The sequence below is a fragment of the Bdellovibrio sp. BIS2 genome (genome assembly GCF_055398295.1).
On sequence record NZ_AP035879.1, the window covers coordinates 3,526,001 to 3,539,345 of the forward strand.

A 13,345-nucleotide genomic window follows, 5' to 3' on the forward strand; every position below is an offset into this window, starting at 1 on the left:
AAACGATCAAAGCTTGCAGGTGCGGATTTTAAAAAGACGCGCATCAAAGGTGAACAGCACCGGGTCTTGCGACCTCATGGCCTTATGCAGACATAGGTACTCGGGGCCCTTGTCGACCTCCAAGGGATTATCGACGCTTTCCATGCGCACCAGATAATTGTTTTTCAGGGGATTTTTTTGCAGGCTCACGACTTTGCCGGTGAAGGCAAAGTCAGCCGAAGCGATAAAAGGAAGAAGCAACCACCATCCCATTAGGATGTCAGAAGCTCCTCATTCAGTTTGTCTTCCTGTTCACGGATATTGCGAAGCTGCTTGTCCAGTTTCTGAAGCGCTTGCGCCATGCTCTGACCCAGATCATGCAGTTCGTTGATACGGGACATGGTTTCGTCCTCTTCACCACCAACCAGGCGCAGGCTTTCCAGCTTCGCCGAATTCAGGTCGATCTCTTTGGACAGGGACTCCAATTTTTGATTGAGCTTTTTGCGGTCCTCGACCAGAGCCTTGGTCATTTCGCGGATCTGCTCCAGATCCAGAACTTCCAGTTGGCCCGTGGCAAAGGCGTCTTGCGACGGTTTAGTTTCATCAGCGTCTTCGCCCTGGAAAGCTTCCAAAAACAAAGACCATTCGTTTTTCAGGGATTTTACGATCGACCTACTACTGTCATCACCCATAAATATTAAAATACTCCTGCGCTCTTTGAGCGACTTGCGGGTTCGTCAGCCTTGGGAATAAGAAAGTAACAAAGGCCGTAACCCAGGATCGCAGCACCGAAAGTGACCAGCGAGAACAGAACAAATCCCGTTCTTACTACTCCCACCTCGATGTGGTACCGTTTAGCTATTCTAGCACACACGCCAAGAAGCTTTCTATCTAGAGCTTGGTCCAGTCTGTCGACACGGGGCAAGCAAACTGCCAGGATCAAATAAAACACGATCCCACTGCCAAACCAGAGAACCGCAACCAGCCAAATGACGCGCAGTATCCATGTTTCGATACCCAAAGCGTCGCCCAAACCCTTACAAACGCCAGCCAAGGCGCCTTTATCGGATCGAACCCAACGATAGTCCAGTTTCTGTGTGTTTTGTTCGGTCACTTCGGCCTCCATCAATACTGCTTCAAGCAAAGGGAGGGTTTTAGCACCCCTGCCTTTGAAAAGTAAGCTGTACCTATAAGGTCCCCGTGATCATGAAATCGTTACCGAAAGTCAGATAACGAGGGTTCTTCAAGTGGATCTTATCCGTCATGGTGGAAATACGAACGCTTTCCGTCCAGGAGCGGGAGCCTCCAGAGCCCATGATGATAGGAGCCTGGAACATATAAAGTCGATTTACAAGGTGGTAACTAACAAAGGAGCTGGCCGTGAATGCGCCCCCTTCAACCATCACCGATCGAAGACCTTTTTTATAAAGCTGCGCCAAAAGGTCTTCCAGATCCAGATCGCCACCCACGCGGGTTTTTACGTAAACCACGTCCGGGGATTTCGCCAAAGTGCCGCGCAGTTTTTCAACCTTTTCACGCAGCTCTTCGGCCACACACCAGATCACATCCTCAGAGGCATGCACTTCGGAAAGTTTCAGCTTGGTGAATTTCGGCAGCAGCTCAGCTTCCCCATCGACCACGATGACCTTGTTCTTTTTCGTGATCTGCGGGTGCCGAATGTTCAAAGACGGATTATCAAAATCAATGGTGCCTTTACCCACCAGGATTCCATCATGGCAGGCGCGGATGTAGTGAACGTATTCCCGGGATTCAGGACCGGTGATCCACTGGCTTTCACCCGAACGAAGCGCCACCTGCCCGTCAAGGCTGGAAGCCATCTTCAAAGAAACGAAGACTTTCTTTTTGCGGAAGTTCCACAGAAACGCTTCGCAGACTTCTTCAAGCTCTGTTTTGATTTTCGCATCCAGGGCCGGATGTGGCGAAGAAAACACCTCGGCTTCAATCCCCGCCTGGCGCAGAATTTCCGCGCCCTGCCCCGCCACCAGAGGGTTGGGATCGATCAAACCAAAGGTCACTTTTTTCAGTGGAAGTTTTGCCATCATCTTGGCGCAGGAAGGGGTTTTCCCTTCGTGCGCACAAGGCTCCAGCGTAACAAAGGCATGAGCGCCTTTAAGCTGTTCCGGCGAAAGATTTTTCAGAGCATTCACTTCCGCATGGGGGCCGCCGTAAAATTCATGATGACCGGCGGATAAAAATCCTCCTTGGGCATCCAGAACCACCGCACCCACCAGCGGGTTGGGACTGACTCGCGTTGCTCCCTTATAGGCCTCGCTGATGGCAAGGCTCATGGCTTCTTCAGCCGTGAGCTTGGTTCCAATGGCAGGCAGGGACAAAGAACGAATCAGTTCCATCAAATCACCTATGTCAAATAACCGCGGTCACGCTGATCGCGCTCGATAGCATCGAACAAAGCCTGGAAGTTTCCGTCGCCGAAACCATCGTGGCCCTTACGCTGAATCAGTTCATAGAAGATCGGACCGAAAGTGTTTTTCGTGAAGATCTGCAACAGGTATTTTCCTGTTTTGTCGCCATCCACCAGGATCGCATTCTTTTCAAGACGGCTGATATCTTCCGTCACACCCGGTACACGCTCAGGAATCATTTCATAGTACGTGTGCGGAGGCGGCGTCAGGAACTGAATGTCGCTGCTCTTCAAAGACTCCAAAGAATAATTGATATCATTGGTCAGCAAAGCGATGTGCTGAATGCCGGAACCTTTATATTCATCCAGGTATTCCTGAATCTGGGATTTTTCTTCAGTCGGCTCATTGATAGGCACAGAGAATTTGCCGCACGGAGATCTCATCGCACGGGACAGAAGGCCCGTCTTGCTGCCGCGGATATCGAAGAATTTCGCCTCATAGAAGCCGAAAACGTCTTCATAGAAACGCTGCCATTTGTCCATTTCACCTTTTGGTACGTTGTTGGTGAAGTGATCGACAACTGTGAAACCCACGCCCACGGGCGCTTTGTCTTCAGGTTTCACCTGGAAAATTTCATTGTAAAGCTTGTCCTGGTTCTTCTGATCCATGAAATAGATCAAAGAGTCACCAATGCCGTAGATTGCCGGGAAAGGAGTCGCGCCTTTTTGGTGTTCGTTGCCGTCGTAAGGGCGCGCACCGCGAGCCACAGCCGTTTTGAAGGCCTGATCCGCATCAAAAACACGGAAGCCGGTTGCATTCACGCACGGGCCGTGAAGTTTTGCAAAGTCCGTAGCGAATGTCTGAGGTTCGCAGTTCAGGATAAAATTGATGTCGCCTTGACGGAAAAGCTTGATGTTTTTGCCATGAACTTGGCCAACTTCTTTAAAAGCATAGCGCTTGAACACTTGTTCGAAAAAGTGGGCATCAGGACCGGAGTATTCGATAAAATCGACCCCGTTCAGACCCACCGGATTTTTCTCGGTAACTTGAGCCATGGCTCCTCCTACAACTTATATACGATGCGCTGACAGTAGCCCCAAATTAAGCATTATTCAAGCATGAATAAATTTAGGTATATCAAACACTTAGATCAATTTTGCGCCCCCAACCCAGGGGCTGGATCAGACATAAAGGCGATGTTCACAGAGGGATTACAGTGATGAAATTTCAACCTCATCTGGTTTACACATTCTGAACTAAACCCGATGAGGATTATGAAGAGGGCTGATGTCGAAAGCACCATCGAAAAAACAACCTGCCTGGTTCTACATAGTGTTGGTCTTACAAACACTGGGAATCATCATCGCCATCGGCATGCTTCGCGAACTGATGTGGATTCTTTAGTAAGCTACGTTGCTTGAGAACATAAATCCGTAGCTCGAATACTCAAATACATTATCCTCGTTCGGTACCGAAGCCATGTAATAGCCACCCAGAATCAGCTCACTTCGGCCACGCACAATCGCAACTCCGGCACTGGTCAGATGATTTGTACTGTTGTTGATTGAAGTATGACTGTAACCCGCCATAGGCTGCCAGCTTTCAAAACTTTTGTTTCTCCAGCCAACAGAATAGACAACGAACGACTCTTCATTCTCGACAACTCCCTCTGCGTCCCTCAACGAGGATTCGGAAGTATAAGTCACATCAACAAACACGTCATTCCCAGCAAGCAGATTAAAGCCATTGGCCAAACGCAGATAGTAAGGGGACTGCTTCACCGGCTCATAAGAAACCGTCTCTTCATTCACCGTGTTCGGAGTCGCCACATAGTGAACAGCCGTATAATCCACCGCCTTTGATTCCAGCATCACAGGTATGAACTGAGCAGATAAACCCAGCGTCCAGTTCGCCACAGGCTTTATCTGGATCCCCGGCAAAATGAAGAGGCCTTTATTTTTGTTTTCCGTCTCGGTAAATATGGTGGCATAAAGATTTCCCCCCGTACTTACCTTATTGTAACTGTGAGTTCTGGAGTCCCCTAGCTGCAAGCCAGAAGAAATCCCCCATGAAATGCTGTCGTTGATGGCTGCGCCAAATGCGGCCCCGACCTTCAAAAGCTGACTGTCCAAACTGGTCAGTGTGGACGAATTGTAGGAACCACCCTGCGTATTCAACAAACCATCCAGGCTCAACATCATCGGGCTTGCCACAAACACAGCTCCGGTCCCCCACTCCGTCGGATAAATTCCGGAAGCCAGCAAGGGGCGCACAGAATAGTCGCTGGGACTCAAGTCACTGCTGCTGTTTTTCATCTGGTGACTGGTTAGCGCGGTCCCACTGACCGACAGTGACAACTTATTCGTAGAGCGAAACCCCAGTCCCGCAGGATTGTACAATGCATTTCCCGGAGACGACTCCATCGCACCACCGGCATTGCCCATAAAGGCCTCACGATGCCCCGCTGGCAATGGAAAATAAATTGCAAATGCAGAAGACGCTACCGAGAAAACCCAGGTGAAAAGCACTACTTTCAAAAACATTAAAGACCTTCAAACTGCTTATAAAACTGCAAAACTTTTGGATCGACGATGATCGATCGTGGATTCCACCCAATCAGGTGCAGGCCCTTGGCGCTGCGAAGGCGACTGAGCGCCACATACGCCTGCCCCGGTTCCCACAACTGACTGAGATCACACCACAGATCATCCAGCGTGGCGCCCTGGCTTTTGTGAATGGTGGTGGCGTACGCCAGCGTCAGGGGGAACTGTTCGACCTGCGCCATAATATTGCCTTCGGCATCCTGAATGGCAAAAGAGGATTTGCTGACCTGAACTTCGCGACCGCGATCCTTGCGTACGGTGATCTGATCCGCCGTGATATCCACGACAGTCCCGCGAGTTCCATTGACCCAGCGGCGCTGCGGATCGTTTTGCAGGAACATCACCTGACAACCGATTTTTAAAATCAACTTTTCCGCGATCGGCGACGCCTTCTTCAAAGTCTCGATGTGACGTTCGGATCCGCTGTAAATGGATTCAATCACCACTTCTGTTTCGTCAATTTCGGCAAGCTTTCGTTCATTGAATTTTTCAGCGTTGATCTTGCGCGGGAACAGGCGTGTGCCCGGATCGTCCTCGTCGTGATCCTGAACATGTTCATTCAGAAATTCACGAACACGTTCCGTGACCTTGCCGTGACGAACGTCGCTGAGCACATCCAAAAACAAATTGTCTGAAACCCGCTGATTATGCGAAAGCATCACCGTCTGAAAACCACTGGCTTCCCAGACGCCGTTCAGAAAACACCAGTCGCGCTGCCCCGTCTGTGTCACGGGCGGCAGTTGCGCAAAATCCCCCACCGCGATCACACGCAGGCCGCCCCAGGGCAGTTTGGATTCCCGGGCTCTTTGCGACAAAGCTTCGGCGATCATCAGGGCCTGACCGGGAATCATTGAAATTTCATCAATGATCACACCTTCGACCTTGCGCAGGCGGGACATCAGGCGTTTGTCTTTGCTGGCCCGTTCGTAAGTGGCATCTGCGCCACCTTCCATAATACCCAGGCCGAAGAAGCTGTGAAAAGTCCGACCACCCAACAATACGGCGGCGGCACCGGTGCTGGCCAGGATCGGCATTTCCTTCGGATCCAGTTCACGCATGAACTGACGAATCAGAAAGCTTTTTCCGCTGCCCGCCCCACCCGTCAAAAAAACATTCTCTCCGGATCTTAAAAGATCCAAAGCAGAGGCTTGTTCGGGGGAAAGTTCGATTTCGTGCACAGGCATAGGTCCTGCGATCATGCCACTTCCCAGTCTTGCGAAGCAAATATAAAAACGATAGCATTTGGATTCCGAATTCATAACAAAGGACTGTTGTTGATGCTGAAACTTCTCTTCCCCCTGCTGATGACCCCTCTGATGGCGCAGGCCACAAAACCCGCTCCCAAATCCACTTCCGAAATTCCGGTCAAACGTGAATTTCCCCTGAATTCAGAGATCAGCCCGTGCCACAACTTCCATCAGTATGTTTGCTCCAAAGCCGAATCCGCTTTCAAATTGCGCGAGGATCGCAGCCGTCACCTGTTTGCCTTCAGTGATTCCCGTGAACGTCTGCTTGAAACCCAGATGAAGTTCATGAAAGAACTTCCACACCAGAAAAATCTGGATGCACGCACCTCCCAGGTTCGCGATTACTATCTGGCGTGCATGGATTCCACCGCCAAGGCGAAGGATGAAAAAGCCGAAGTCAAAAAGCTGAAAGCCGAGCTGGAGCAAATCAAGTCCACAGAGGAATTCATTCTTTACACCCACGCCCAAATGCCGCGCGGACTGGGAGGTCTGATCCGCCTGTGGCCGACGAACAATCTGGATAATCCCAAAGAGATCGACGCCATGCTGTACTCAAGCCTGATGGAGCTTCCAGATCACAAGTACTATGAGCAAAAGGACCTGATGGCCGACTATGAAAAGCAACTGGTGCTTTTTTTCCAGTCCGTCGATCCGAAAATCAAAAAAGCTGAGGCCGTGAAAAAAGCCCAGGCCCAGATCGCCTTGGAGCAGGATTTCATCAAAGTCTTCCCGGTAACAGCAGTTCGTCACCAGCGCTGGAGCGAAAAACGTGTCGCCTCCCAAAAAGATCTGGTGAAAAAATATCCGAATCTGAAGCTGGATGTTTTGTTCAAATACGTGCCGGAAAAACTGGCCGTCAACACGCCGATTCCGGAATCTTTGGACTTTCTGAATGCCGAACTGCCAAAACGGGATCTGCAAGTCTGGAAAGATGCGTATCTGTATGGCGCACTCAGCGGAATTATGGATGACGGTTATCCGAAGTTCTTTGCTTCACAGTTTGCCTTTGAAAAGAAGTTCTTCGGTGGCCCGGCCCAGCGCCCGGTCCGTCAGGAACGCTGCACTTCAGAGGCCACCCGTTTGTTCTCGAAAGAAATCGACGCGGTTCTGATTGAAAAAGTGTTCCCGAATTTTGACGAAAGCAAAGTCAACGAAGTGGCATCACGCATTCGCGCCAGCATCCTGCAGGGCCTGGAAAAAAACACCTGGCTTTCCAAGGAAGGCAGAAAAGAAGCCCTGGCAAAGATCCGCACAGCGCGCCTGCAACTGGTTAAACCCCACAACGACCGCGAATGGGATTTCCTGCCGGTGAAAAAGTATTCCAGCAGACAGGCCATTCAAAACCTGCGGACTTACCGCGAGGCCCGCTGGGAAAAATCCATGCAGGAAATGCGCGAGCCCGCCAACATGGACGCCTGGGGCATGAGCCCACTGACCGTGAACGCTTACTACAGCTCCAACGAAAACAAGTTCGTGCTGCCGATCGGAATTTTGCAGTTCCCGTTCTATGACAAAGACGGCTCGGTGATTGAAAATCTGGGGGCCGTGGGCGCGGTTGTCGGTCATGAACTGGGGCATAGTATTGATGACAGCGGCTCCAAATATGATTCCCAGGGGCGCCTGCGCACCTGGATGACCACCAAGGACATCATGGAGTTCAATCTGCGCGGCCAGAAGATGATTGACCAGTTCAACAAGGCCGATCATGACGGCAAACTGACTTTGGGCGAAAACGTGGCCGACCTTGTCGGGCTGACTTTTGCCTACAACGCCGCTTTCCCTGACGGCAAAGGCAGTGAAAAAGACAAGAAGGACTTCTTCGTTGCTTACGGACGCCTGTGGTGCGAAGTGATTCGCCCCGACAACGCCAAGTTGTTGCGTAAAACCGATCCGCACTCTTCAGGTCCGGCACGCATCAACGAACAGGTGAAACAACAGCCGGCATTTGCGGAAACCTTCCAGTGCAAGCCTGGAGATCCCATGACTCTTCCGGAAAAAGACCGAGTGCAAATCTGGTAATACAAGAATTCTCACAGAGCTGTTTCACCCTGAAACAGCTCTTTTAGTTTCTCGCGGAATTTACCGAGTTCTCATCGCATAGCTCTTTACGAATCTTTAATGGACACCGAAGAGTCCTGCATGACTGAACGTATACTCCCATACGCCATTTTACCTCTGCTTTCCCTGCTGCTTTCCGCCTGCACACTGGACTTAAAAAAAGAAGACGGCAGCACGGACGAAGATGCCGTGATCGAGGAAACTCTTTATTCCTGTCCGGAGAACTATGTCTATGTGCCGGCGCCGGCGGGCTCTCCTCCTCCGGGTTTTTGTGTTGCCAAGTATGAAATGAAGGACGTGGGTTCCGTGGCGACTTCGCAGGCTGGCGGGGCTCCGTGGGGTGCGATTGACCGGGACGATGCCGTCGCGGCCTGCCAGGCTTTGGGTGCGGATTTTGACTTGATTTCCAATGCGCAGTGGAACCAACTGGCGCAGAATCTGGCGTCGGTATCCACCAACTGGAATTCCGGGGCCGTCACTTCGGGCGCTTTGAACCGGGGGCACTTCAACGACGATTTCGGGGGCTTACTGGCTGCGGGCGGTGATGATCATCCTTGCTATGGCCTGGATTTGGATGAAGACACCAATCCCGACAGTCTTGCGTCTCTGGATGCGGTCTGCAGTCCCACGCTTTGGCACGAAAACCGTCGCACTCACCAGCTTTCGACCGGAAAAGTCCTGTGGGATTTCGCCGGGAACTCGTGGGAATGGACCAAAGATGACTATTCTGCTGGTGCGGCCACTTCGAATGTTTATATCTCGGAACTGATCACGCTGGCGGATTCTTTCACCACCTTGTTTGCCCCGGCCGCCAGTCTGCAATGCGCCGACCCCAACACCAACGACTTCTGCGGGATGGGGTTTGCCTGGATCAGCAGTCCGGGTGGGGCCGTCGCCCGCGGGGGCAGTCTTTACAATGGTACACAGTCCGGGATTTTCTCGATCGATCTGGACAACAGTGCGTCTTACACCGCCAATCATCTGGGTTTCCGCTGTGTCTCTGCGGCCACTCCCATCCTGCCATCTGCTTCCAATTGATTTACAGGTCCTAAAACAACTTAGGACCTAAATCTGCTGCGCGCCGAGCCTGACTGGTTCTTGCTGTATTTTCCGGCAGGTGCTATGGTTAGAGTCTTGGCTCTGATGCCGGAGGAAGACGTTACAATGAAATTCGTCAACTTTACTTCAAAAACTGAAAATCCTCATTTTGAGGGAATCTACGATATTGGCCCTGCGGAGCTTCTGCAGAACAAGGCAAACGTGGTGATGATCGACGTGCGCCAGCCTGAAGAATATATCGGCGAACTGGGTCACGTTGAAGGCTCCTCCCTGATGGTACTGGACACTCTCCCTGAGCAACTGGGCTCCCTGCCCAAAGACAAAACTGTGGTCTTTATCTGCCGCAGTGGCGGTCGCTCTGCCAAGGCCACAGCCTTTGCCAAGATGAACGGCTTTGAAGAAGTATACAACATGCAAGGGGGCATGCTTCTTTGGAATGATCTGCAGCTCCCTGTTACTAAGTAAGAAAAGAAAATATGCCTGGAAAAGTATTTGTTAACAGAACATTGAATCTGAAAAAAATCCGCTACATCGGCGTGGACATGGACCACACACTGGTTCGTTATAACAGCGAAAACTTTGAGCGCCTGTCCCACACCACGATGATCGATAAACTGGTCAAACGCGGTTATCCTGAAACTTTGCGCAAGCTGGTGTTCGACTATAACTTCGCCATCCGTGGCCTGGTTATCGACCGCAAGATGGGAAATCTGCTGAAGCTGAACCGCTACACGGCGATTCGTGCCAGCTATCACGGTCTGAAGCCTCTGGATTTCAAAAGCCACCAGAAGCTTTACAAGTCCACTTACATTGACCTGTCCAATTCCGACTACCTGGCGGTGGACACGTCTTTCTCGATCTCTTTGGCGAATCTGATCGCTCAGATCGTGGAACTGAAAGACTCGGACACAACCAACAAGTATCCGGAATACGCGCAGATTGCTGACGACGTGCTGGATGCTTTGGATGAAGCTCACCGCGACGGTTCCCTGAAAGACGTTGTGAAACAGAACCTGGATCATTTCATCATCAAAGATCCAACCCTGGTGCACACGCTGGAAAAATTCCGTCGTCACGGGAAAAAGATCTTCGTGTTGACGAACTCTGATTTCCACTACACGAAACTGCTTCTGGACTATGCGATTCAGCCATTCCTAAAAGAGCACAAGTCCTGGGAAGATCTGTTTGAGTTCGTGATCACGTTTGCCTCCAAACCAAAGTTCTTCTACGAAAACCAGAAGTACCTGCGTGTGAATCCGGCAGATGGCACTATGACCAACATGGAAGGCAAGCTGACTCCGGGGATCTATCAGGGCGGTAACGCGAAGAAATTCACGGCCGATCTGGATCTGGCGGGGGATGACATCCTTTACGTGGGTGACCATATCTACGGTGATATCCTGCGCTTGAAAAAGGACTGCAACTGGAGAACCGCGATGGTTATCGAGGAACTTGACGTTGAAGTTGAAAACAACAAGCAGGCTGAACCGATCAATCAGGAAATCGAAACCCTGATGAAAAAGAAAGAACCTCTCGAAGATGAACTGACGGACATCATGACCCGCAAGATTGAAAAATCCGTGGCGGCCAATGAACCTCAGATCGAAACTTTGCAGAAGACTATTTCTGAGATCGACGCCCAGATCAGCCAACTGATCAAAAAGCAGCAGGCCATGTACAACTCCAACTGGGGTCAACTGATGAGAGCCGGCAACGAAGAAAGTTACTTCGCCTACCAACTAGACCGCTATGCCTGCGTTTACATGCAGAAGCTGAGCGATCTGCTGGATCTGTCGCCAAGAACCTACTTCCGTGCGCCTCGTCGCCCACTGGCTCACGAAATTTTCTAAAAGGTTCCTGGTTCTAATTCAGGTCCCTGCCGCGTCAAAGCCATCCCTTCGGGGATGGCTTTTTTATTTTCTTTGCCCACGCCCCAAAGTACCATTTCCAAATGAAGAAAAATTCGTCGCAGATTCTGATTGTCCTGGTTGTTGCTGCTGTCGCAGTTGTTTCGTTTTCTCTCGGGCGCTCCACCGCACCGACTTCGACGGCATCGGCGGTCATCGCCGATCAGGTCAAATCCGAACTGATTGCACTGACTCAGAAGGACTTTGAAGAATACCAGAATCTGAAAACTCTCGAAGAGCGCTACAAGAAGGCGGACGAGATTCTGGGAAAGATCGTCACCGTCTTTTTGGCCGAGCTGGGCGTAAAGCTGGCGTTTAAATCCACAAGCCCGACAATGCTGGAGGGCGCATGCAATATTCCCACAGCGCCTGCCCAAACACCGGCTGCCGCTGCGATGACCTCAAGCCCGGTTCCCACCGATGCCGCTCCGACTGCGGTGCAAACTGTAGCCACCTCAAAGACCGGCAACGAGTGGATCAGCCACGAAAAAACACTTCTTGAAGTCCGTGACGAAAACCTCGCGCTGGAAGAACTGAAAAAAATGGAGATCAAAGACCTGTTTGCGACGCTGACTGCCAGCTCCCCCCTTTCAACCAAAAACTCCAGCGGCATCCAGGGTGTCTACAATGGAGAGATCACCTTCTTTGATCGCAAAACACACAAGTCAGACTGGCTCATCACCTGGGACGTCCGCCTTAGACAGCCCAATAAGGAAGATGCCTATGCCCTGGTCATCCTTTCCAAAAAGGACAGCGGTGAAGTTATCAGCCGATCCCAGACATCCAGCGGGCCTTTACAGGACTATATGACCGTTTCCGGCAGCAGCGCCCTGATCGTCAATATCCGCGCCGACAAAGCCTATATTCAAATCTATCCTTTAAACGGGAACACTCAAGTTTGGGTGGGGAACGTCTATGAACAGAAAAAACGCGGCGAATACGCCATGACCGGACAAGTCCGTCTGAACAAACAATAGAGATACTCTGATGAAATCCGTTCTGTACGCTCTTTCAATTCTTCTGACCTCTTCCACGGCTTTGGCGCAGATTCTTCCCGTGGGCCTTTACGAAGGCATGATGGCCAACACCGGCGTGGCGACCACTCACTCCAAGGCCGCGTCTTATTACAATCCCAGTCTGCTTCGCCAAAGACAGGACAATGCCTTCAGCCTGAATGGAAACTCGATTGGGGCCATCAATTCCAAAAACGAAGGCCAGACATTTTCATCGTCCTTGGGACTGGCACCTTCTTACCTGAGCAATCTGGTGGTCGGCGAAGATCTGGTGCATGAATTCTTTGTCGCCAACACTTTACAGGGTCTGTTTTCCTGGCAGTCCAACAAGAACGAAACCTCGTTTGATGCCGAAGCCAATATCAGTCGCATGGTTTCGGGATACTCGATGGCCTTTAAGTCCATTCCGCTTGCCATCCAGTTCCTGGCTCGCTATTCCGAGGCAAAAACATTCGGGGTTGGCGAAAGCTCTTTCCCCGCACAAGACATTTATGTGGTTTCCAAAACCAAGTCCGAATACAAGAATCTGAATGTGGCCCTGGGGCTTTCGACGCACTTTCAGTTTGAACACTACACATTGGGTGTGAATTTCAATTCGCGCGGCTTGTCCTTGTACAACCAGAACAAGGGTTCTTCCAAAATCTTCACCCATGGATCACCTCCAGGCGACTTCACCGTCAGCGAAGATGATGACGCCAGATCCAGCGTCACCAATGAAGAGGGCAAGCTCTTGATCGGTCACGGCTTCAAGGTGGGACATCACGAATTTCTGACGGATTCTTCTTTTGTCGAAGTCTCGGGAAATCTGGATCGTTACACGTTCTCGCAAAGTTTTGGTTATCGTTACGGAGCCGCGGACGGACACCAGCTTTTGTGTGGTATTTCCCACCGATTTGGTTCGGATGTGGATTACTTCGGACAGAATTTCAATACATCCGTAGGGTATTCATGGAGAACTCGCGCGCTGCGATCTGCGGCCGGCTTTTACTATGGCAAAGAAAGCACGACGGTTGAAAGCTCTACGGTCGGCGTGGTGTTCGGAAGTGAGTACGAATACTAGACCTGGGCGAGTTTCAATTTGCCCGATGAACTCGG

General features: G+C 51.0%; 13 protein-coding genes. 6 read left to right on the top strand and 7 right to left on the bottom strand.

Annotation, left to right across the window (positions count from 1 at the left end; genetic code table 11):
* Positions 1 to 6 precede the first annotated feature (6 nt).
* The 7 genes from ACZ520_RS16755 to pif1 all read right to left on the bottom strand — a co-directional run bounded on the left by ACZ520_RS16755 (position 7) and on the right by pif1 (position 6,225).
* Complete coding sequence (locus tag ACZ520_RS16755; RefSeq protein ID WP_374031364.1) at positions 7 to 252, bottom strand: hypothetical protein; 246 nt, start codon at positions 250 to 252, stop codon at positions 7 to 9.
* Positions 252 to 671 carry a hypothetical protein gene (locus ACZ520_RS16760; protein WP_374031365.1) on the bottom strand — a complete coding sequence of 140 codons (420 nt, stop codon included), beginning with the start codon at positions 669 to 671 and terminating at the stop codon, positions 252 to 254. Before ACZ520_RS16760 ends, ACZ520_RS16755 begins: the two co-directional genes overlap by 1 nt.
* Before the next feature lie 5 nt (positions 672 to 676).
* Positions 677 to 1,123, bottom strand: coding sequence for a PspC domain-containing protein (locus ACZ520_RS16765; protein ID WP_157678706.1), 447 nt, complete (start codon positions 1,121 to 1,123; stop codon positions 677 to 679).
* 43 nt (positions 1,124 to 1,166) lie between these two features.
* Positions 1,167 to 2,351: a bifunctional diaminohydroxyphosphoribosylaminopyrimidine deaminase/5-amino-6-(5-phosphoribosylamino)uracil reductase RibD gene (gene ribD / locus ACZ520_RS16770; protein ID WP_374031366.1), complete on the bottom strand. Its 1,185-nt coding sequence runs from the start codon at positions 2,349 to 2,351 to the stop codon at positions 1,167 to 1,169.
* 8 nt (positions 2,352 to 2,359) lie between these two features.
* Complete coding sequence (gene hppD, locus ACZ520_RS16775; RefSeq protein WP_088564028.1) at positions 2,360 to 3,418, bottom strand: 4-hydroxyphenylpyruvate dioxygenase; 1,059 nt, start codon at positions 3,416 to 3,418, stop codon at positions 2,360 to 2,362.
* A 345-nt stretch (positions 3,419 to 3,763) separates the two neighbouring features.
* On the bottom strand, positions 3,764 to 4,906 hold the full coding sequence (locus ACZ520_RS16780; protein ID WP_464126635.1) for a hypothetical protein: 1,143 nt from the start codon (positions 4,904 to 4,906) through the stop codon (positions 3,764 to 3,766).
* The gene (gene pif1, locus ACZ520_RS16785; protein WP_088564027.1) at positions 4,906 to 6,225 is read right to left on the bottom strand and encodes an ATP-dependent DNA helicase Pif1; all 1,320 of its coding nucleotides are present in this window, start codon (positions 6,223 to 6,225) and stop codon (positions 4,906 to 4,908) included. Before pif1 ends, ACZ520_RS16780 begins: the two co-directional genes overlap by 1 nt.
* Positions 6,226 to 6,243: 18 nt before the next feature.
* Here pif1 and ACZ520_RS16790 point away from each other — a divergent pair, with 18 nt between their 5' ends.
* The 6 genes from ACZ520_RS16790 to ACZ520_RS16815 all read left to right on the top strand — a co-directional run bounded on the left by ACZ520_RS16790 (position 6,244) and on the right by ACZ520_RS16815 (position 13,310).
* On the top strand, positions 6,244 to 8,232 hold the full coding sequence (locus tag ACZ520_RS16790) for a M13 family metallopeptidase (protein WP_464126637.1): 1,989 nt from the start codon (positions 6,244 to 6,246) through the stop codon (positions 8,230 to 8,232).
* Between the two features lie 120 nt (positions 8,233 to 8,352).
* Positions 8,353 to 9,309 (top strand): formylglycine-generating enzyme family protein, encoded by a 957-nt coding sequence (locus tag ACZ520_RS16795; protein WP_416479870.1) that lies wholly within the window; start codon positions 8,353 to 8,355, stop codon positions 9,307 to 9,309.
* Between the two features lie 126 nt (positions 9,310 to 9,435).
* Positions 9,436 to 9,795, top strand: a complete 360-nt coding sequence (locus tag ACZ520_RS16800; protein ID WP_416479869.1) for a rhodanese-like domain-containing protein — start codon at positions 9,436 to 9,438, stop codon at positions 9,793 to 9,795.
* An 11-nt stretch (positions 9,796 to 9,806) separates the two neighbouring features.
* Positions 9,807 to 11,180: an HAD-IG family 5'-nucleotidase gene (locus ACZ520_RS16805; RefSeq protein ID WP_088564024.1), complete on the top strand. Its 1,374-nt coding sequence runs from the start codon at positions 9,807 to 9,809 to the stop codon at positions 11,178 to 11,180.
* Between the two features lie 101 nt (positions 11,181 to 11,281).
* Positions 11,282 to 12,214, top strand: coding sequence for a hypothetical protein (locus tag ACZ520_RS16810; protein WP_464126640.1), 933 nt, complete (start codon positions 11,282 to 11,284; stop codon positions 12,212 to 12,214).
* A gap of 10 nt (positions 12,215 to 12,224) precedes the next feature.
* Positions 12,225 to 13,310, top strand: coding sequence for a hypothetical protein (locus ACZ520_RS16815; protein ID WP_464126642.1), 1,086 nt, complete (start codon positions 12,225 to 12,227; stop codon positions 13,308 to 13,310).
* Positions 13,311 to 13,345 lie beyond the last annotated feature (35 nt).